At 60.8% G+C, this 19019-nt stretch carries 15 protein-coding genes; 10 read left to right on the forward strand and 5 right to left on the reverse strand.

Annotated elements, in window-relative coordinates:
• Nucleotides 1–105: 105 nt before the first annotated feature.
• From ppsA to PFU01S_RS17160, 9 genes are all read left to right on the forward strand, one after another.
• Complete coding sequence (ppsA, locus tag PFU01S_RS17120; RefSeq protein ID WP_028688159.1) at nucleotides 106–2481, forward strand: phosphoenolpyruvate synthase; 2376 nt, start codon at nucleotides 106–108, stop codon at nucleotides 2479–2481.
• Between the two features lie 103 nt (nucleotides 2482–2584).
• Nucleotides 2585–3577, forward strand: coding sequence for an alpha/beta fold hydrolase (locus tag PFU01S_RS17125; RefSeq protein ID WP_128610645.1), 993 nt, complete (start codon nucleotides 2585–2587; stop codon nucleotides 3575–3577).
• Nucleotides 3578–3672: 95 nt separating this feature from the next.
• Complete coding sequence (gene rraA / locus PFU01S_RS17130) at nucleotides 3673–4164, forward strand: ribonuclease E activity regulator RraA (protein WP_023533704.1); 492 nt, start codon at nucleotides 3673–3675, stop codon at nucleotides 4162–4164.
• 27 nt (nucleotides 4165–4191) lie between these two features.
• Nucleotides 4192–5187 carry a divalent cation transporter CmaX gene (gene cmaX, locus PFU01S_RS17135; protein ID WP_027916542.1) on the forward strand — a complete coding sequence of 332 codons (996 nt, stop codon included), beginning with the start codon at nucleotides 4192–4194 and terminating at the stop codon, nucleotides 5185–5187.
• A gap of 87 nt (nucleotides 5188–5274) precedes the next feature.
• Nucleotides 5275–5547, forward strand: a complete 273-nt coding sequence (locus tag PFU01S_RS17140) for a hypothetical protein (RefSeq protein WP_023533663.1) — start codon at nucleotides 5275–5277, stop codon at nucleotides 5545–5547.
• Between the two features lie 2 nt (nucleotides 5548–5549).
• Nucleotides 5550–6374, forward strand: coding sequence for a mechanosensitive ion channel family protein (locus PFU01S_RS17145; RefSeq protein ID WP_027916543.1), 825 nt, complete (start codon nucleotides 5550–5552; stop codon nucleotides 6372–6374).
• Between the two features lie 114 nt (nucleotides 6375–6488).
• Entirely contained in the window at nucleotides 6489–7055 is a 567-nt protein-coding gene (gene sigX / locus PFU01S_RS17150) for an RNA polymerase sigma factor SigX (RefSeq protein WP_023533721.1), read from the forward strand.
• A gap of 110 nt (nucleotides 7056–7165) precedes the next feature.
• A complete protein-coding gene (locus PFU01S_RS17155) occupies nucleotides 7166–8203 on the forward strand; it encodes an OmpA family protein (protein ID WP_023533705.1) in 1038 nt (345 codons plus the stop codon).
• A gap of 252 nt (nucleotides 8204–8455) precedes the next feature.
• Nucleotides 8456–9481 (forward strand): quinone-dependent dihydroorotate dehydrogenase, encoded by a 1026-nt coding sequence (locus tag PFU01S_RS17160; RefSeq protein WP_027916545.1) that lies wholly within the window; start codon nucleotides 8456–8458, stop codon nucleotides 9479–9481.
• Between the two features lie 96 nt (nucleotides 9482–9577).
• Here PFU01S_RS17160 and rmf read toward each other — a convergent pair whose 3' ends face one another.
• Complete coding sequence (gene rmf, locus PFU01S_RS21900; RefSeq protein WP_023533691.1) at nucleotides 9578–9793, reverse strand: ribosome modulation factor; 216 nt, start codon at nucleotides 9791–9793, stop codon at nucleotides 9578–9580.
• A gap of 557 nt (nucleotides 9794–10350) precedes the next feature.
• Between rmf and rlmKL the strand changes: the two genes are divergently transcribed.
• Nucleotides 10351–12543 (forward strand): bifunctional 23S rRNA (guanine(2069)-N(7))-methyltransferase RlmK/23S rRNA (guanine(2445)-N(2))-methyltransferase RlmL, encoded by a 2193-nt coding sequence (rlmKL, locus tag PFU01S_RS17165; RefSeq protein ID WP_027916546.1) that lies wholly within the window; start codon nucleotides 10351–10353, stop codon nucleotides 12541–12543.
• Nucleotides 12544–12586: 43 nt separating this feature from the next.
• Here rlmKL and dacB read toward each other — a convergent pair whose 3' ends face one another.
• From dacB to PFU01S_RS17185, 4 genes are all read right to left on the reverse strand, one after another.
• A complete protein-coding gene (dacB, locus tag PFU01S_RS17170) occupies nucleotides 12587–14044 on the reverse strand; it encodes a D-alanyl-D-alanine carboxypeptidase/D-alanyl-D-alanine endopeptidase (protein WP_027916547.1) in 1458 nt (485 codons plus the stop codon).
• A gap of 241 nt (nucleotides 14045–14285) precedes the next feature.
• Complete coding sequence (locus PFU01S_RS17175) at nucleotides 14286–14630, reverse strand: YggL family protein (protein ID WP_023533709.1); 345 nt, start codon at nucleotides 14628–14630, stop codon at nucleotides 14286–14288.
• Between the two features lie 41 nt (nucleotides 14631–14671).
• Nucleotides 14672–18304 (reverse strand): ATP-binding protein, encoded by a 3633-nt coding sequence (locus tag PFU01S_RS17180; RefSeq protein ID WP_028688161.1) that lies wholly within the window; start codon nucleotides 18302–18304, stop codon nucleotides 14672–14674.
• A 7-nt stretch (nucleotides 18305–18311) separates the two neighbouring features.
• A complete protein-coding gene (locus PFU01S_RS17185) occupies nucleotides 18312–18929 on the reverse strand; it encodes a response regulator transcription factor (RefSeq protein ID WP_027916549.1) in 618 nt (205 codons plus the stop codon).
• Between the last annotated feature and the right edge of the window lie 90 nt (nucleotides 18930–19019).

Consider the following 19019-nt stretch of genomic DNA (forward strand, 5'->3'; position numbering starts at 1 on the left):
GCATTCTCACTTATTTTCCAGGTACAGGCCACATGCGTCCGGCCCAGTCAAGAAGACAGGCGGGCGCCGTTGAGCTTTTCCAATACAGCTAGTGGAGAGATCACCTTGGTAGAGTACGTAGTTTCCCTCGAAAAGCTCGGCGTCCATGATGTGGAGCATGTGGGGGGCAAGAACGCATCCCTGGGCGAGATGATCAGCAATCTTGCCGGTGCCGGCGTGTCCGTGCCGGGCGGCTTTGCCACTACGGCTCAGGCGTACCGTGATTTCCTCGAGCAAAGTGGGCTCAACGACCGCATCCATGCGGCGCTCGATGCCCTGGACGTGGACGATGTCAACGCCCTGGCCAAGACCGGCGCGCAGATTCGCCAGTGGGTGATGGAAGCCGAATTCCCGGCGCGTCTGGATGCCGAGATCCGTACCGCCTTCGCCGAAATGGCCAATGGCAACGACAACATGGCCGTGGCCGTGCGCTCCTCGGCCACCGCCGAAGACCTGCCAGACGCCTCGTTCGCCGGCCAGCAGGAAACCTTCCTCAACATCCGCGGCGTGGACAACGTGATCCGTGCTGCGAAGGAAGTGTTCGCCTCGCTGTTCAATGACCGTGCCATCTCCTACCGTGTGCACCAGGGCTTCGACCACAAGCTGGTCGCACTCTCGGCTGGCGTGCAGCGCATGGTCCGTTCCGAAACCGGCACCGCCGGCGTGATGTTCACGCTGGACACCGAGTCGGGATTCCGTGACGTCGTGTTCATCACCGGTGCCTACGGCCTGGGTGAAACCGTGGTCCAGGGCGCGGTCAACCCTGACGAGTTCTACGTACACAAGCACACCCTGCAGGCTGGCCGTCCGGCCATCCTGCGCCGCAACCTGGGCAGCAAGGCGATCAAGATGGTCTATGGCGAAGAAGCCAAGGCCGGTCGTTCGGTCAAGACGGTCGAAGTCGATCGCGCCGAGCGTGCCCGCTTCTGCCTGACCGACGACGAGGTCGTTGAGCTGGCCAAGCAGGCGATGATCATCGAGCAGCATTATCAGCGCCCGATGGACATCGAGTGGGCCAAGGACGGTGACGACGGCAAGCTGTACATCGTCCAGGCCCGCCCTGAGACCGTGAAGAGCCGCGCCAGCGCCAACGTCATGGAACGTTACCTGCTGAAAGAGAAGGGCACCGTGCTGGTCGAAGGCCGCGCCATCGGCCAGCGCATCGGCGCCGGCAAGGTCCGCGTGATCAACGACGTGTCCGAGATGGACAAGGTCCAGCCAGGCGACGTGCTGGTCTCCGACATGACCGACCCGGACTGGGAACCGGTCATGAAGCGTGCCAGTGCCATCGTCACCAACCGTGGCGGGCGTACCTGCCATGCGGCCATCATTGCCCGTGAACTGGGTATTCCGGCGGTCGTCGGTTGCGGCAACGCTACCCAGATTCTCAAAGATGGGCAGGGCGTGACCGTCTCCTGCGCCGAAGGCGATACCGGCTTCATCTTCGAGGGTGAACTGGGCTTCGACATCAAGCAGAACTCAGTGGATGCCATGCCTGAGCTGCCGTTCAAGATCATGATGAACGTCGGCAACCCGGACCGCGCCTTCGACTTCGCCCAGCTGCCCAACGCCGGTGTAGGCCTGGCCCGCCTGGAGTTCATCATCAACCGCATGATCGGCGTGCACCCCAAGGCATTGCTCAACTACGCCGGCCTGCCGGCCGACCTGAAGGACAGCGTCGACAAGCGCATCGCCGGTTATGACGACCCGGTCGGTTTCTATGTGGAGAAGCTGGTCGAAGGCATCAGCACCCTGGCAGCGGCGTTTTATCCCAAGAAAGTGATCGTTCGCCTGTCGGACTTCAAGTCCAACGAGTACGCCAACCTGATCGGCGGCAAGCTGTACGAGCCCGAAGAAGAAAACCCGATGCTGGGCTTCCGTGGGGCCTCGCGCTACATCAGCGAGGCGTTCCGCGATTGCTTCGAACTCGAGTGCCGCGCACTCAAGCGCGTGCGCAACGAAATGGGCCTGACCAACGTCGAGATCATGGTGCCGTTCGTACGTACCCTCGGTGAGGCCAGCCAAGTGGTCGACCTGCTGGCTGAAAATGGCCTGGCCCGTGGCGACAACGGCCTGCGCGTCATCATGATGTGCGAACTGCCGTCCAACGCCATCCTGGCCGACGAGTTCCTCGAATACTTCGACGGTTTCTCCATCGGATCGAACGACCTGACCCAGCTGACGTTGGGTCTGGACCGTGATTCGGGCATCATTGCCCACCTGTTCGATGAGCGAAATCCTGCGGTCAAGAAGCTGCTGGCCAACGCCATCGCGGCGTGCAACAAGGCCGGCAAGTACATCGGCATTTGCGGTCAGGGCCCTTCGGATCACCCAGACCTGGCCAAATGGCTGATGGAGCAGGGCATCGACAGCGTATCGCTGAACCCGGACTCGGTGCTCGAAACCTGGTTCTACCTGGCCGAAGGCCAAAGCGCGACCTGATACCGCAAAACGCGAGGGGCGTCTGGCGTCCCTCGCCTGGTTTTTTCCAGGGCGAGTTCCAGCGATGGATTTCGCCCTTTTTTGTGCGACAAGCAACCGACCTATGCAAAGCAGCAGTACATTATTTCCCGTCGCCTTGCTCAGTGCCGAGCGTCGCGGCGACCTCAGTGAAGACGTCTATCGCATCAAGGCCGGCTTGGGTCCCGATCCCAGCGTGGAGCTGGCCGTGACCCGGCTGGGCTTGGCTGACCAGAACACCGCCCAGGGTATTCCGGTCATCTTGCTGCATGGCAGCTTTTCCAATCGGCGTTTCTGGTATTCACCCAAGGGCGGTGGCCTTGGGGCCTACCTGGCCCGGGCCGGCTTCGATGTATGGATCCCCGAGATGCGTGGTCACGGGCTGTCGCCGCGCAATCGGGATTGGGCACAGAACACGGTGGCCGCCTACGCGCGCGACGACGTACCGGCCATCGGTGCCTTCGTGCATGAGAAAGCGGGCAGGGCGCCCCTGTGGATTGGGCATTCGTTGGGCGGCACTACCTTGGCGGTCGCCCTGGGGAGCGGCGCGTTGGCTGCGCAGCATGTGTCGGGTGTGGCGCTATTCGGTTCCCAGGTAAGCCGCAGCTACTGGCCGTTGAAAGTGCCTCCGGTGGTGTGGGGCATGCGCTGGCTGCTGCGCCGCTGGGGGCATTTGTCTGGCTCGCGCTTTGGGCGCGGGCCAGAGGATGAACCCGTCGGCCTTGCCTTGGAACACATGCGCTGGCACGGATTGTTCGGGCGTTTTGGCGACAAGCAGGGCGACTGGTGGGCAGGCCTTGCTCAAGTCGACGTGCCGACCCTGGCCGTCGCAGCCACGGCCGACCAGCAGAGCCCGCCGTGGGCCTGCCGCACGTTGTTCGAGCAACTCGGTGGCGCGCACAAGCAGTTCCTCTGCCTTGGGCCTGCGGCGGGCTTCGATGCCTTTGGCCATGCGGACATGCTTGCAAGCCAGGCTGCCCACGTGCAGGTATGGCCGCTGGTAGAACGCTGGCTGCGTGAGCCCAGGTTGCCGGTGCATGCGTCCATTGAGGCCTTGGCGCTCGTGCCCGCGCTATGAAAGGCGCTGACCGTGCGGTCTCGGGTGACTGCGGTGTGCTCCAAGGTGTAGCCTTGGCCCTCAATCGCTTTCGTTGTGACTGACAGGAGCTTGCCATGCAGCATTACGTAACGCCCGACCTGTGTGACGCCTATCCGGACCTCGTGCAGGTGCTGGAGCCGATGTTCAGCAACTTTGGTGGCCGCGATTCGTTCGGTGGCCAGATCGTCACCATCAAGTGCTTCGAGGACAACTCGCTCGTGCGTGAGCAGGTCGAACTCGATGGCCGGGGCAAGGTGTTGGTGGTCGACGGCGGCGGCTCGCTGCGTCGCGCCCTGTTGGGCGACATGCTTGCCGAAAAAGCGGCGAAAAACGGCTGGGAAGGCCTGGTGATCTACGGCTGCGTGCGCGACGTCGACGCACTGATCCAGACCAACGTGGGTGTGCAGGCGCTGGCCAGCCACCCGCTCAAAACCGACAAGCGTGGCATTGGCGACCTCAACGTCGTGGTGAGTTTCGCGGGCGTGACCTTCAGGCCCGGTGAATACGTGTACGCCGACAACAACGGCGTACTGGTCTCGCCAAGCCCGTTGCAGATGCCGGAGTGACGCGCCGCTGGCGCTGATGGAGCTTTGATGTTCGAGGAAGACAACGCGCAGTGGGGGCTGGTGCATGCCCTGGTGCTCGATGGCAAGGGCGGGGCACGCGCCATCGCCCGAACCGAGCTGGCCGATTTGCAACTGCAACCTGAGCAAAGCCTCTGGTTGCACTGGGACCGCAGCCACCCCCAAACCCGGTCATGGCTGCTGAGCGAGAGTGGCCTTAGTGAATTCGCCTGCGAGCTGTTGCTGGAAGAGAACACTCGGCCGCGCTTGCTGCCGATGGCCGACGAGCAATTGTTGCTGTTTCTGCGTGGGGTCAACCTCAACCCTGGTGCCGAGCCTGAGGACATGGTTTCGGTGCGAATCTTCGCCCAGGCCCAGCGCGTGATTTCGCTGCGCTTGCGCCCGCTCCGGGCCAGCGACGAAGTCCTGCTGCAACTGGAGCAGGGCAGGGGGCCGAAGACAGCTTCCGAGTTGCTGTTGCTGATGGGCGAACTGCTGACCGAGAAAGTCCAGGGTTTGGTCAGCGATCTGTCCGAATTGGTCGACCTCGAAGAAGAAAAGGTAGAGGTTGACGAGCGACACCTGCCTGATCAGGGCAGCTTGCAGCAGATCCGCCGCCGCGCGGCTGGCCTGCGACGCTTCCTGGCCCCGCAGCGCGACATCTATGCACATCTTTCACGCAGCAAGTGGAGCTGGTTTGCCGAGGTCGATGCCGATTACTGGAACGAGCTGAACAACAGCCTGATCCGCTATCTCGAAGAGCTCGAACTGACCCGCGAACGTGCGGCATTGGTGCTTGAGAGCGAAGACCGCCGCCGCAGCGAACGGATGAACCGCACCATGTACCGGTTTGGCATCATCACCTGCATCTTTCTGCCAATGAGCTTCATCACCGGGCTGTTGGGCATCAACGTGGGTGGCATTCCTGGGGCGCAGAACCCTTACGGGTTTCTCATGGCGTGCCTGGTGGTGGTGGGGCTGGCAGCAGGGCAATGGTGGTTGTTCCGGCGCTTGCAGTGGGTATAGCCGCCAGCGCGCCAGCAGCCTGGTCGACACAAGGTGTGACCCGTCGCCAGGCCGTCTCGTCTCTTGCTGATACTACGCGAGGTGCCCATGCACGATCCGTTCGAACAATCCCTGCGTGACCTGCTCAAGGCATCCCCGTCCGGCAATGACCGCCATGACCAGGATGATGCCGCCTGCCTGGGTCGCGTGCTCAAGACCGCCAACCGTCAGGTTGGCGCCGGTGATCTGTTCAGCTTGCTTGGCCGTTGGAGCCAGGCGCTGATGATCGCCATCAACAATGGCTCGGCGCACGTCGCGCCGGTGCGCAGACATTCTTCCCGCAACGCTGCCGCTGGCAGCAAAGCTGATAAGGCCGACTGAATATGGAACTCGATCTCTGGACCCAGAGCCTGGTCACCGCCATGACCGCCCTATGGACCAAGGTGGCGAACTTCATCCCCAACTTGTTCGGCGCGTTGGTGGTGGTGCTGCTGGGCTTTGTGGTAGCCAAGCTGCTCGATACCTTGCTCTCCAAACTGCTGGCCAAGCTTGGCCTTGATCGCCTGATGGCCGGTACGGGTCTGACCAAGATGCTGGGCCGGGTTGGCATTCAGGTACCGATTTCTACCCTGATCGGCAAGATCGTCTACTGGTTCGTGCTGCTGATCTTCCTCGTATCGGCCGCCGAGTCGCTGGGCCTGGAGCGCGTCTCGGCCACGCTCGACATGCTGGCCTTGTACCTGCCCAAGGTGTTCGGTGCAGCGTTGATATTGCTCGCGGGCGTGCTCCTGGCGCAGGTGGCCAACGGCCTGGTGCGCGGCGCTGCCGAAGGCGTGGGGCTTGAGTACGCCGCGGGGCTTGGACGCATCGTTCAGGGCCTTGTCATCATCATCAGCATCTCAGTGGCTATCAGCCAGCTGGAGGTCAAGACCGACCTGCTCAACCATGTGATCGTTATCGGCCTGATTACCGTTGGTCTGGCCGTTGCGCTGGCCATGGGCCTGGGTAGCCGCGAGATCGCGGGTCAGATCCTGGCGGGCATCTACGTCCGCGAGCTGTTCCAGGTGGGCCAGCAGGTGCGCATTGGCGAGGTAGAAGGGCATATCGAGGAAATCGGCACGGTCAAGACGGTGATCCTCACCGACGATGACGAGCTGGTTTCCCTGTCCAACCGAGAATTGCTTGAGCAGCGGGTCAATAGCCGCTGACCGCACAAAGCTGTTAATGTATGCCGCCGCAAAAACCGACCCTCCTGGGCGTTTGCGGCGACATTGACCTGACTGTCGGCCAGATTCGTTTTGAATAAAGTCCCCACGCCGCCCATGCGCTACGACCCCCGCGAACTCACCGACGAAGAGTTGGTGGCGCGCTCGCATGAGGAGCTGTATCACGTGACCCGCGCGTATGAGGAGCTCATGCGTCGCTATCAGCGAACCCTGTTCAACGTATGTGCACGTTATTTGGGGAACGACCGGGACGCGGATGATGTCTGTCAGGAAGTCATGTTGAAAGTGCTCTATGGTCTCAAGAATTTCGAGGGAAAATCCAAATTCAAGACCTGGCTTTACAGCATCACCTACAATGAATGCATCACCCAGTACCGCAAGGAGCGCCGCAAGCGCAGGTTGATGGATGCCTTGAGCCTGGACCCTGTTGAAGAGGCGTCCGAGGACAAGGCCCCAAAGGCCGAAGAAAAGGGCGGGCTGGACAAGTGGCTGGTCCATGTGAACCCGATCGATCGGGAAATCCTGGTGCTGCGATTCGTCGCCGAGCTGGAGTTCCAGGAGATCGCGGATATCATGCACATGGGGCTCAGCGCGACGAAAATGCGATACAAGCGTGCGCTTGACAAGCTTCGGGAGAAATTTGCCGGTCTGGATGAAACTTAACGACCAGCAAATATCTCTAACGAACCGGCGAGTTCTGCTAGACTCGCCGACGAGTTGTCCCCCCGGTTTTGGTGGGACTGCTTAACTATCACCAGATGGGGATTTAACGGATGAAACTGAAAAACACCTTGGGCTTGGCCATTGGTTCGCTCGTAGCCGCCACCTCGATTGGCGCTATGGCACAAGGCCAAGGCGCCGTCGAAACTGAAATCTTCTACAAGAAAGAATTCTTCGACAGCCAGCGCGACTTCAAAAACGACGGTAACCTGTTCGGCGGCTCCATCGGTTACTTCCTGACCGACGACGTTGAACTGCGTCTGGGCTACGACGAAGTCCACAACGCTCGTGGCGACGACGGCAAGAACATCAAGGGCTCCAACACCGCCCTGGACGCCGTTTACCACTTCAACAACCCGTACGACGCCATCCGTCCGTACGTTTCCGCTGGTTTCTCGCACCAGTCGATCGGCCAGACCGGCCGTGGTGGTCGTAACCACTCCACCTTCGCCAACGTTGGCGCTGGCGCCAAGTGGTACATCACTGACATGTTCTACGCCCGTGCCGGCGTAGAAGCTCAGTACAACATCGACCAGGGCGACACCGAGTGGGCTCCAAGCGTTGGTGTTGGTCTGAACTTCGGCGGTAGCCCGAAGAACCAGGCTGCTCCTGCACCTGCTCCAGTTGCTGAAGTCTGCTCCGACTCCGACAACGACGGCGTTTGCGACAACGTCGACAAGTGCCCAGACACCCCGGCCAACGTCACTGTTGACGCCGACGGCTGCCCGGCTGTTGCCGAAGTCGTTCGCGTTGAGCTGGACGTCAAGTTCGACTTCGACAAGTCGGTCGTCAAGCCTAACAGCTACGGCGACATCAAGAACCTGGCTGACTTCATGAAGCAGTACCCACAGACCACCACCGTGGTTGAAGGTCACACTGACTCCGTAGGTCCAGACGCTTACAACCAGAAGCTGTCCGAGCGTCGTGCCAACGCTGTCAAGCAGGTCCTGACCCAGCAGTACGGCGTAGAATCCAGCCGTGTTGACTCGGTTGGCTACGGCGAAACCCGTCCGGTTGCCGACAACGCCACCGAAGAAGGCCGTGCTATCAACCGTCGCGTTGAAGCTCAGGTAGAAGCCCAGGCCAAGTAATTGGTTTGAAGCTTCATGAAAAACCCGGCCTCGGCCGGGTTTTTCTTTGCCTGCATGACAGCATGTGATGTCTAGCAGGCAAGCACTGGTGTAAGGCCCAGCCAAGGCAGTGCTTGCCTGCTAGACATTTGTCTGTACGTTCATCTGCCCAGGCAGCCCTCCGCAGAAAACCTGCAGGCCAACATCGGGCTGTCCTGTGCCGTTGGTGATAGCTATAATCGCCCCCTCACTCACCCCGAGTCTTGCCTGCCCATGTATACCCTGGCCCGCCAGCTGCTGTTCAAACTGTCACCGGAAACTTCTCATGATCTATCGCTGGACCTGATCGGTGCCGGCGGCCGGCTTGGCTTGAACGGCAAGCTGTGCAAGCGCCCGGCCTCATTGCCTGTCAAGGTCATGGGCCTGGATTTCGCCAACCCGGTAGGTCTGGCGGCTGGCTTGGACAAGAACGGTACGGCCATCGACGGCTTCGCCCAGCTGGGCTTCGGTTTCGTCGAGATCGGCACTGTCACGCCTCGCCCGCAACCTGGCAACCCCAAACCTCGACTGTTCCGCTTGCCAGAGGCAACTGCCATCATCAACCGCATGGGTTTCAATAACCTTGGGGTTGATCATCTGCTGGGCCGTGTACGCGCTGCCCGTTACAAGGGCGTGCTGGGTATCAATATTGGCAAGAACTTCGACACGCCAGTCGAGCGCGCGGTGGACGATTACCTGATCTGCCTGGACAAGGTCTACAGCGCGGCCAGCTACGTCACTGTCAATGTCAGCTCACCCAACACACCGGGGCTGCGCAGCCTGCAGTTCGGGGATTCGCTCAAGCAATTGCTCGATGCCTTGGCGGAACGTCGGGCACAGCTGAGCGCCCGTCATGGCCGGCATGTGCCCTTGGCCATCAAGATTGCCCCTGACATGAGCGATGAAGAAACGGCGCTGGTGGCCGCTGCGCTTGTCGAGTCAGGCATGGACGCGGTCATCGCGACCAATACCACGCTCGGGCGCGAAGGCGTGGAGGCCCTGCCGTATGGCGGTGAAGCAGGCGGGCTCTCAGGTGCCCCCGTACGCCAGAAGAGCACACGTATCGTTCAAGTGTTGGCCGGTGAGATGGGCGGCAAGCTGCCAATCATTGCCGCAGGGGGCATCACGGAAGGAAAACATGCGGCCGAGAAGATCGCCGCCGGTGCGAGCCTGGTGCAGATCTACTCGGGCTTCATCTATAAAGGGCCGGCGCTCATTCGAGAAGCCGTGGACGCCATCGCCGCCATGCCCAAGCGGTAAGCTTGCCCGCAAAAAAAGGGCCCCATGAAGGGGCCCTTGGGCCTCAGCCCGCCGCCCTGGTGGGGCGTGCCTGGTAAATCGCGTGAATGTCCTCTATCAGCCTACGGCGTGATTTTCGTTGAGCCTGTGGATACCGGCGGTGCCAGTCATACCGTCCCAGTTGTCACCACGGCCCTCCCGCCAGCCGTTGATCCAGGCTTGACGAACAGATGGCAGGGTAAAGGGGCAAAGCTCCCGGGATTTGCCGGTGACTCCATATTGGTAGCCACGTGAAAATGCTCTTTCCAACGGATCACGCTTAAGTCTTCTCATAGGGTGTTGCCCTCACTTGTTGACTGTAATGTCCCGTCGGCCTCATGGAGGCCGGGCAGAATCGTTCTGCCGGTATGGGCTCGCTGCCGGCGTCGCGAGCCTGAAGTGCCGCTTCGTTGCGATGCGGCCTGTGCTCAGTTCTAACCAATGCAGGTGACGGTGGGAATGATCGATTTGTCATAAGCACGTAACCTTTCCAAGGGTCAGGGGATAAGTAAATAAATGCGACTCATCCTTATTCCCGCCGCAGCCCCGCAGGATCGGGGGTTAGCCGAAGTTTGACGCCATTTTGCCATCGCCTCTGTGAGGCATTTGAAATACCTCGAAATGCGACGAAGGGTCACCTAGGCCCCGGTATCGCGAGAATGTATGTACTGCTCGATGATCTAAGCTGTTTGTGCCGTCAGGCATGGATGGGTAAGTCGGGCGGCCCGGTCATCGCTCTTGCGTAAGGGGAGCGTGGCCACTTGCACACCTGTCGGAAAAGGGTGCAGGTAAACAGGGCGTCGCGATGCGTCGCAGCGCCAGTCTAATAGCCCTACTGTGCTGGATAACTCATGTCGGACCGTTTCGAACTCTACCTCACTTGTCCCAAAGGCCTTGAAAGCCTGCTTGCAGAAGAGGCCCGCAGCCTTGGCCTGGATGAGGTGCGTGAACACACCTCGGCTATTCGCGGGGCTGCCGACATGGAGACAGCCTACCGTCTGTGCCTGTGGTCCAGGTTGGCAAACCGCGTATTGCTGGTGCTCAAGCGGTTTTCCATGAAAAACGCCGACGACCTGTATGACGGTGTCAATGCCGTGGAGTGGGCTGACCACTTGGCCGCTGATGGCACCCTGGCCGTTGAGTTCAGCGGTCATGGGTCAGGGATCGACAATACTCATTTCGGCGCTCTCAAGGTCAAGGACGCCATTGTCGACAAACTGCGCAACCGTGAAGGCCTACGCCCGTCGGTGGAGAAGATCGACCCGGATGTGCGCGTGCACCTGCGCCTTGACCGGGGTGAGGCGATCCTGTCGCTGGACCTCTCCGGTCACAGCCTTCATCAGCGTGGTTATCGCCTGCAGCAAGGTGCAGCACCGCTCAAGGAAAACCTCGCTGCCGCCGTGTTGATTCGTTCCGGCTGGCCACGCATCGCTGCCCAGGGCGGCGCACTGGCCGACCCCATGTGTGGTGTCGGCACATTCCTGGTCGAGGCGGCAATGATCGCCGCGGACATCGCCCCCAACCTCAAGCGTGAGCGTTGGGGCTTCACGGCGTGGCTGGGCCATGTGCCTGCGCTCTGGCGCAAGGTGCATGATCAGGCGCAGGCGCGGGCTGAAGCTGGCCTGGCCAAACCTGCGTTGTGGATCCGCGGCTATGAAGCCGATCCTCGCTTGATACAACCAGGGCGTAACAACGTCGAACGCGCAGGCCTGAGCGATTGGGTGAAGATCTATCAGGGTGAAGTGAGTACATTCGAGCCGCGCCCGGACCAGAACCAGAAAGGCTTGGTCATCAGCAACCCACCCTACGGGGAGCGTCTGGGTGACGAAGCCAGCCTGCTTTACCTTTACCAGAACCTTGGCGAACGCCTGCGTCAGGCATGCATGGGTTGGGAAGCCGCCGTCTTTACGGGCGCTGCGCAACTGGGCAAGCGCATGGGCCTGCGCAGCCACAAGCAGTACGCATTCTGGAACGGTGCACTGCCCTGCAAGTTGTTGCTGTTCAAGGTCCAGCCGGACCAGTTCGTGACCGGCGAGCGCCGGACCGAACCGGCTGAAGCCCTGCAAGCCCACCAGCCAGCGCAGGTGGCCAGCCAGCCTGCTCGCCTGTCCGAGGGTGCGCAGATGTTCGCCAACCGCCTGCAGAAAAACCTTCGGCAGCTGGGCAAGTGGGCTCGCCGCGAACAGGTCAGCTGCTATCGACTGTACGATGCGGATATGCCCGAGTATGCCCTGGCTGTAGACATGTATCAGGACTGGGTGCACGTGCAGGAATACGCCGCGCCGCGTTCGATCGATCCCGACAAGGCACAAGCGCGCCTGCTCGACGCGCTGGCGGCGATCCCCCAGGCCCTTGGTATTTCGCCACAACGCGTGGTGCTCAAGCGCCGGGAGCGTCAAAGCGGAACCCGCCAGTACGAGCGCCAGGCCACGGAAGGTCGCTTTCAGGAAGTGTCGGAAGCGGGGGTCAAGCTGCTGGTCAACCTGACCGACTACCTCGATACCGGCCTGTTCCTGGACCATCGGCCGATGCGCTTACGCATTCAGCGTGAGGCGGCCGGCAAGCGCTTCCTGAACCTGTTCTGCTATACCGCGACGGCTACCGTGCATGCAGCCAAGGGCGGGGCGCGCAGCACCACCAGCGTCGACCTGTCGAAAACCTACCTGGACTGGGCGCGGCGCAACCTGGCGCTCAACGGCTTTTCAGAGCGCAATCGTCTGGAACAAGGGGATGTCATGACGTGGTTGGAGGCCGAGCGTGAAAGCTACGACCTGATCTTCATCGATCCGCCCACGTTCTCCAACTCCAAGCGCATGGAAGGTGTGTTCGACGTTCAGCGCGACCACGTTCAGTTGCTGGACTTGGCGATGGCGCGGCTGGCCCCGGGTGGTGTGCTGTATTTCTCCAACAACTTCCGCAAGTTCCAGCTCGACGAGCACCTGTCTGCTCGTTACGCCGTGGAAGAGATCACCGCCCAGACGCTTGACCCGGACTTCGCCCGCAACAACCGCATCCATCGCGCCTGGAAGCTGCAGTTGCGGTGATGCGCCGACGCCTGTGCCCTTGCGGGGGCACAGGCCATGCAGGTCACTTGGCGGCTGTACTGGCGTTTGCGCTGGGCTGGCGGTAGAGGTCCAGCAGCACCTGGTCCAGCACCTGCGAGGCGCCCCACGGTTTGGGGTCGTTGAGGATAGCGGCCACTGCCCAGGTATGGCCGTTGCTGTCACGGCTGAAACCCGCGATTGCCCGTACGGTGTTGAGCGTGCCGGTCTTGATGTGGCCCTCACCGGTCATGGCGGTGCGCTTGAGCCGTTTGCGCATGGTCCCATCCATACCCACCAGCGGCAGCGAGCTCATGAACTCGGCCGCGTAGGGGCTTTTCCAGGCCGCTTGCAGCATGGCTGCCATCTCACGCGTGCTCACGCGTTCGGCGCGGGACAGCCCTGAGCCGTTTTCCATCACCAGGTGCGGCGCGGTGATGCCTTTCTTGGCCAGCCACTGACGCACGACACGCTGCGCGGCACGGGCGTCATCGCCATCGGCATCGGTACGGAACTGGGCACCCAGGCTCAGGAACAACTGCTGAGCCATGGTGTTGTTGCTGTACTTGTTGATGTCACGGATGATTTCCACTAGGTCCGGCGAGAAAGCGCGCGCCAGCAACCGTGCGCTTTTAGGCACGTTTTCGATGCGGTCGGTACCTTGGATGGTACCCCCCAGCTCGTTCCAGATGGCACGCACCGCGCCGGCGGCATAGGTCGGATGATCGAGCAGCGAGAGGTAGGTTTGGGAGTTGCAGCCATCGCCCAACTGACCACTGACGGTCACGGTGATGCCGTCGGGCTGTGGCACGGGGTTGTAGCGTACGTCGCCGGCGCAATTCTTGCTGTTGACAGCCTTGACCTGGTTGTCGATGCGAATGCTGGCAATCGGCGGCTCCACGGCAACGCTGACCCTGCCGCCGTCGTTACGCGCCACGAAGCGCAAGGCCTTGAGATTGACCAGCAACGCGTCAGGCTTCACCAGGAACGGCTTGTTCTGATCACCCCCGTCGTCATTGAATTGCGGCAGGTTGGGCTGCACGAAATGGCTGCGGTCGAGCACCAGGTCACCTGTGATGGTGCGCACGCCGTTGGCGCGAAGGTCACGCATCAGCAACCACAGCTTTTCCATGTTCAGCTTCGGATCGCCCCCACCCTTGAGGTAGAGGTTGCCGTTAAGTACACCGTTGCTGAGCGTACCGTCGGTGAAGAACTCGGTTTTCCACTGGTAGGTCGGCCCCAGCAGCTCCAGGGCGGCATAGGTGGTGACCAGTTTCATCGTCGAGGCAGGGTTGACGGACACGTCGGCGTTGAACACCGTGGCTGTACCGGGGCCATCCAAGGGCAGCATCACCAATGACAATGCCGTGTCTTGCAGCTTATTGGCCTTGAGTGCCTGTTGCACCTTGGGTGGAAGGTTTGTATTGACCGCAGCTGCCTGGCTGGTCAGGGCCAAAGGCAGCAACAGGCCGGCGAGTACGATGGGGCGGAGCGTTTTGATCATGATAAACAGATACCCTGCAACGAGGAGAAAGGGCATTGGGGCTATAAATGGATGATGGCCCCAGAACGAATGCACACGCATTATGCCCCAAGCCCCCCGGGGTTGCGCCAGTTCGATGCACATGGGTTTCACATCAGGCCGCCGCGGCGAGTGTGTGTTAAGCAACGCAGCTTTTGCGCAGACCCGAAAGAAAAAAGGCCACCCCTGGGGGTGGCCTTCTGCGAACGAACCCGACAGAGCATTACTCTGCCTTGTTGATCGGCTTTTCCGGGTACCAGGCGTCGAGCAGCGGGCTGACTTCAACCTTGGTCAATTCGCTGCGGCCTTTGAGCCAGCTTTCAACGGCAGCGCGCTGCTCTTCGGTAACCGAGCCACGCTTGACCGAGCACACCAGACCGTAATCGTCACCGCCGACATAGTCGAGGCCGTTGGCATCCATGGCTTCGGCAAGGAACGCGTCGAGGAATGCATCGATTGCCTGGTCATCCAGATCCTCTTTGAATTCCAGGTTCAGCTCGAAGCCCAATTCCTGAAACTCGTCGACACACAGCTTCTTGCGCAGACGACGGGAGCGGTTTGTGGCCATGAAACAATCCTCTTAGGTAATAACGCCGCGCAGTCTATCAGTTAACACGCCCGGTTGCCCGCCTGCGTGCACGTGGTTGTCGACAGGTCCAGCGTCAGCGCTCGGTGCACGCGCCGCATGTGCCGGGCTAGGGCTTGCCGTCGCAGTCGCACTTGGGCAGGTGTGAGTTCGTCACAATCGAGGGCGATGCACGCTCGCATCAGCGCTGCCGCCTCTAGCATGCGTGCTGCGCTCAGGACTTTATGCGCATGAGCGGCGATTGCCTGCTGATCTTTATCAGGCTGCAGCTCCATCAAAAGCGTGAAGTCTGTCTCCAGGCTTTGTAGCAGCGTCTGGAGAAATCGCCTATGGTCAGCCGGGTCATGCCCGACCACCGCGCTGAGCCCATTAAGGCAATACGGCTTGCACCGGTTCTTTTTCCGACGCTGCATGTTCACTGCTGCAAGGCGTTGACTCAGGGTGCTGAGGCTGATGGGCTTGAGCAGGCAATCATCCATGCCCGAGCTCAGGCATTTGCGCCGTACCTCGGGTTGTGCGTTGGCGGTATAGCCCAGGATCGTGCAGCGCCTTCGTCCTGTCCGCTGCTCTTCGGTGCGTACCGCCGTCGCCAACTGGTAGCCGTTCATGTGGGGCATGTTGCAATCGAGCACCAGCACGTCGAAGTCGCCTGCACGCCAGGCCATCAGGCCTTCGCGACCGTCCGTGGCCGTGGCGTGCTGCAGCCCGAGGTAACCGAGCTGCTGTGCCATCAGTTGCAGGTTGGCAGGGTGATCATCGATCACCAGTACGTTGAGGTGGGGGTCAGGTGCCTGCAAACGCTCGACTGCCGGTGTCGATCGCACTACAGGATCAGCTTGTTGCAACGGCATCTTCACCCGGACCTGGGTGCCCAGGCCTTCCAGGCTTTTGATGCTGAGGTCGGCGCCCATCATTTCGCAGAGTGTACGGCAAATGGTAAGGCCCAGGCCCGTACCGGCGCGTGCCCCCTGACTGTGCGGGTTCGCCTGAACGAAAGGATTGAACAGCCGTTGTACGTCGTCCGGGTGGATACCGATGCCGCTGTCACGCACCTCCATGTCCAGCAGCGAGCTGGCGCTGTCTGTGTCTTGTACAAGCCTGGCGTGGATGCGTACCTGGCCGTGCTCGGTGAACTTGATGGCATTGCTCACCAGATTGGACAGCACCTGCTTGAAGCGCAAGGGGTCTAGCAGCACATGGCAACGTGCCGCTGGCTCGATGATGACTTCCAGCGCCAACCCTTTCTGCCGGGCCTGGCCCTCGAAGATACGCCCCACCGACTCGAGCAATGCAGCCAGATCCACCACCTCGGGGACCAGGGTGAGGTGCCCTGACTCTATGCGCACGATGTCCAGTATGTCGCCAATCAAGCCAAGCAGGTCCTTGGCCGAATGGTGAGCCAGCTGAAGGGCGCCGCGATCGACCTGGCCCTGCTCGGCACGCTTGACGGCGAGTTCGAGCATGCCGATGACTGCGTTCATGGGCGTGCGGATTTCATGGCTGATGGTGGCCAGGAAGGTACTCTTGGCTCGGTTGGCGTCATCGGCCTGCTGCTTGGCCTGGCGCAACTCGTTGACCAACTGGCGGCGGTCGCTGATGTCGATCCATCCGCCAATGATGCCCTGGACCTCGCCCAGCGAATCCCGGTAGGGCAGGATCCAGTGGTAGATGGTGATTTCCCGGCCCTTGATGTGCAAGGGCCTGTCCATGATCAAGGGCGACCCGGCCGCCATCACCTTGCGATAGTCGTCCTGGATCTGTCGGGTCTGCTCGCGGTCGGCAAACAGGCTGCTCTCCAGTTGCTTGCCCAGGACCTCCTCGGCACTGGCCTGCACCGCTTCGAGGTAGCTGTAGTTACAGCTCTGCAGGCAACCCTCTCGATCACGAACGTACATCGGGTGTGGCGTACCGTTGAGCAATGCACGCATGAATGCCACCTGATCGTTCAGGGCGCGCTCCGCTTGCTGGCGTTGATGGATCTGCAAACGCAGACGGGCGTTCCACAGCAATGCCAGCAACAGCAATACCGCTGCACCCAGGGCTACAAGTACCGTCAAGCGGCGAAAGCCCTCGCCCTGGGTATCTTCGAACAGGGTGTAGCCTCGCCAGCGGTTGTTGATCACCCCCAGCTCTTCAGGTGAAATGCTCGAAAGCGCCTTGTCCAGAATCGAAATGAGGGTTTTGGAAGGTGTGCTGGTGGCCATGGCATAACTGGCAGGCTCACTGCCCACTGTGGTGCGGATGATCAGGTCAGGATTGCTGGCCAACGCGTGGTTGGCGTCGATCAGCGTTGTGATGACGGCGTCCACTGCTCCGCTGTTGAGCAGGGCCATGGAATAGTACGAGCTTTCCGTTTCGATCCAGCCGAATTGCGGGTGATAGCGCGAGAGCATGGTGTCCAGGGCGCTGTAGCGTGTGATTGCGATCCGCTTGCCGCGCAGTTCGTCCAGCGAAGTGGCTGCCGCGTTGCCCTTGCGATTGACCAGCACATAAGTGCTGTCCAGATACGTCTGGCTGATCTGCAGATCGTTCTGGTCGATGCTGCCGCTTGCCAAGGCGGCGATGACATCGGCGCGGCCGTCCTTGACCCGTGCGATCATGTCCGCGATGCCACTGGCCCGTTGCACCTCGAAGCGCAAGCCCGTACGCAGGCTGATCAGCTCAAGCAGGTCGGCGGTGATGCCACGAAAATAACCCGAGTTGTCGAAGTAGGACAATGGCGCTGCCGTACCGTCGACAACGACACGCATGACCGGATGTCGCTGCAACCACTGCGCTTCGGTACGCGTCAGTCGAAGCTTGCGATCGGTCAGAAGCAGATCGCTGCCTGCGCTCCAGCGTTTGAATATGCTCGACCGCAGGGCGGAGGACTGACTGTCGAGTGTCGCATTGACCAGCGCGAGCAGCACCGTGTCTTGTTCGCGCAGGGCGAAGCCGAAGCCAAACGCTTCATGGTTGCCAAAGCTGGCCATGCGCAGTCTTGGAAGGTGCCCGCGGTTGAGTTGGTAGTGGGTGGAGATCGTATCGCCGATGAAGACGTCCGCCTGGCCGAACGCCACCGCATTCAGGGCTTCGCTGGATGACCCGAAGGCCAGGACCTTGGCATCGGGATAGACGCTGAGTATCTCTTTCCTTGGCAGGTAGTGATACAGCATGCCTAGGCGCATGCCTGACAGGCCAGTATCCAGCGCCCGGTGTTCGTCTTCGCGGGTGACCAGCACGGGTTGGTCGATAGCGTAGGCATGCGACAGCACCACGCCTTCATAGTTGGCGTCATAGCCGTTGGCACTGCCCAGCAGATCGATGTCGCCTTGTTTAAGCGCTTGCAGCGCCGTTTGGCGGCTTGAATAGCGCAGCACGCGGACCGGCAGATCAAGCGCCTTGCCCAATAGGCTGGCGTACTCTGCGGTGAGCCCTTGATAGTCTCGCCCGCCACTGCTGATGTCGAAAGGTGGATAATCCGGAGCAGATGTTCCAATCACCAGTTCGTGACGGGCATTCAACCATTGCTGCTGTTCTGGGGTAATTGCAGGTATGGCGGGTCGCGCAGTGGAGCGGGCGACCAAGGACAACTGGGACGCGCCTTGCTGCCCGGCGTTAGCCAGGTTGCCCAGCAGCATGGCGACCAGGAGCAGGAGGGCGATAGAACGTGCCATGGAGCCCTCAGACCAGTGCGTTGCGCTTGGCCATGTCGATCAGGTCGACCAGCGTGCTGGCTTCGAGTTTGTGCATGAGGCGTTTCTTGTAAGTGCTGACCGTCTTGCTGCTTAGAAACATGCCCTTTGCAATCTCCTTGTTGGTCCGCCCTTGTGCAAAAAGTTGAAGAACCATCAGTTCCCGATCATTGACAGTGCTTAGAAGTTGCAAGTCGTTGTCAACAGGTAGATGAGGCTGCATGGCCTGGCTGGGAAAGTAATTGTACCCAGCCAATACCGCCTTTACCGCGCTGAGCAGTTCGCTCAGGTCTTCCTGCTTGCAGACATAGCCCGCCGCCCCTGATTGCATGCAGCGCACGGCGAACAGCGCCGGCGACTGCGCGGTCAGCACAAGGATTTTCTGTGGCATTGCCAGGGATTGAAACCTTGCCAACACTTCCAGGCCATCGAGCTTGGGGATGCTGATATCCAGGATGATCAAGTCTGGGTTGGTTTCGCGGATCATCTGCATGGCGTCCACGCCGTTGTCCGATTCGCCAGCGATTGTGTAATTCTGATTTTCCAGAAGCATGCGCACTGCCAGCCGGATCACCGGATGGTCGTCGACGATGAATATGGAGTACATGTTTTACTTCCCTGCTATCAATGAGGGTGACAGTTGGCACCTTAACCCAGTTGAAAGCGGCAAGTAATGCGAGGGCGGCTCAATAACCGT

The sequence above is a fragment of the Pseudomonas fulva NBRC 16637 = DSM 17717 genome (assembly GCF_000730565.1).
Taxonomy (GTDB): Bacteria; Pseudomonadota; Gammaproteobacteria; order Pseudomonadales; family Pseudomonadaceae; genus Aquipseudomonas; species Aquipseudomonas fulva.

Bases quoted from the DNA above. Each gene is read 5' to 3' on its own strand.
- sigX (WP_023533721.1), top strand. From the start codon at position 6,489: ATGCGCTACGACCCCCGCGAACTCACCGACGAAGAGTTGGTGGCGCGC.
- dacB (WP_027916547.1), bottom strand. From the start codon at position 14,044: ATGATCAAAACGCTCCGCCCCATCGTACTCGCCGGCCTGTTGCTGCCT.
- PFU01S_RS17155 (WP_023533705.1), top strand. From the start codon at position 7,166: ATGAAACTGAAAAACACCTTGGGCTTGGCCATTGGTTCGCTCGTAGCC.
- rlmKL (WP_027916546.1), top strand. From the start codon at position 10,351: ATGTCGGACCGTTTCGAACTCTACCTCACTTGTCCCAAAGGCCTTGAA.
- PFU01S_RS17175 (WP_023533709.1), bottom strand. From the start codon at position 14,630: ATGGCCACAAACCGCTCCCGTCGTCTGCGCAAGAAGCTGTGTGTCGAC.
- rraA (WP_023533704.1), top strand. From the start codon at position 3,673: ATGCAGCATTACGTAACGCCCGACCTGTGTGACGCCTATCCGGACCTC.
- PFU01S_RS17180 (WP_028688161.1), bottom strand. From the start codon at position 18,304: ATGGCACGTTCTATCGCCCTCCTGCTCCTGGTCGCCATGCTGCTGGGC.
- PFU01S_RS17160 (WP_027916545.1), top strand. From the start codon at position 8,456: ATGTATACCCTGGCCCGCCAGCTGCTGTTCAAACTGTCACCGGAAACT.
- cmaX (WP_027916542.1), top strand. From the start codon at position 4,192: ATGTTCGAGGAAGACAACGCGCAGTGGGGGCTGGTGCATGCCCTGGTG.
- PFU01S_RS17140 (WP_023533663.1), top strand. From the start codon at position 5,275: ATGCACGATCCGTTCGAACAATCCCTGCGTGACCTGCTCAAGGCATCC.
- PFU01S_RS17145 (WP_027916543.1), top strand. From the start codon at position 5,550: ATGGAACTCGATCTCTGGACCCAGAGCCTGGTCACCGCCATGACCGCC.
- rmf (WP_023533691.1), bottom strand. From the start codon at position 9,793: ATGAGAAGACTTAAGCGTGATCCGTTGGAAAGAGCATTTTCACGTGGC.
- PFU01S_RS17125 (WP_128610645.1), top strand. From the start codon at position 2,585: ATGCAAAGCAGCAGTACATTATTTCCCGTCGCCTTGCTCAGTGCCGAG.
- PFU01S_RS17185 (WP_027916549.1), bottom strand. From the start codon at position 18,929: ATGTACTCCATATTCATCGTCGACGACCATCCGGTGATCCGGCTGGCA.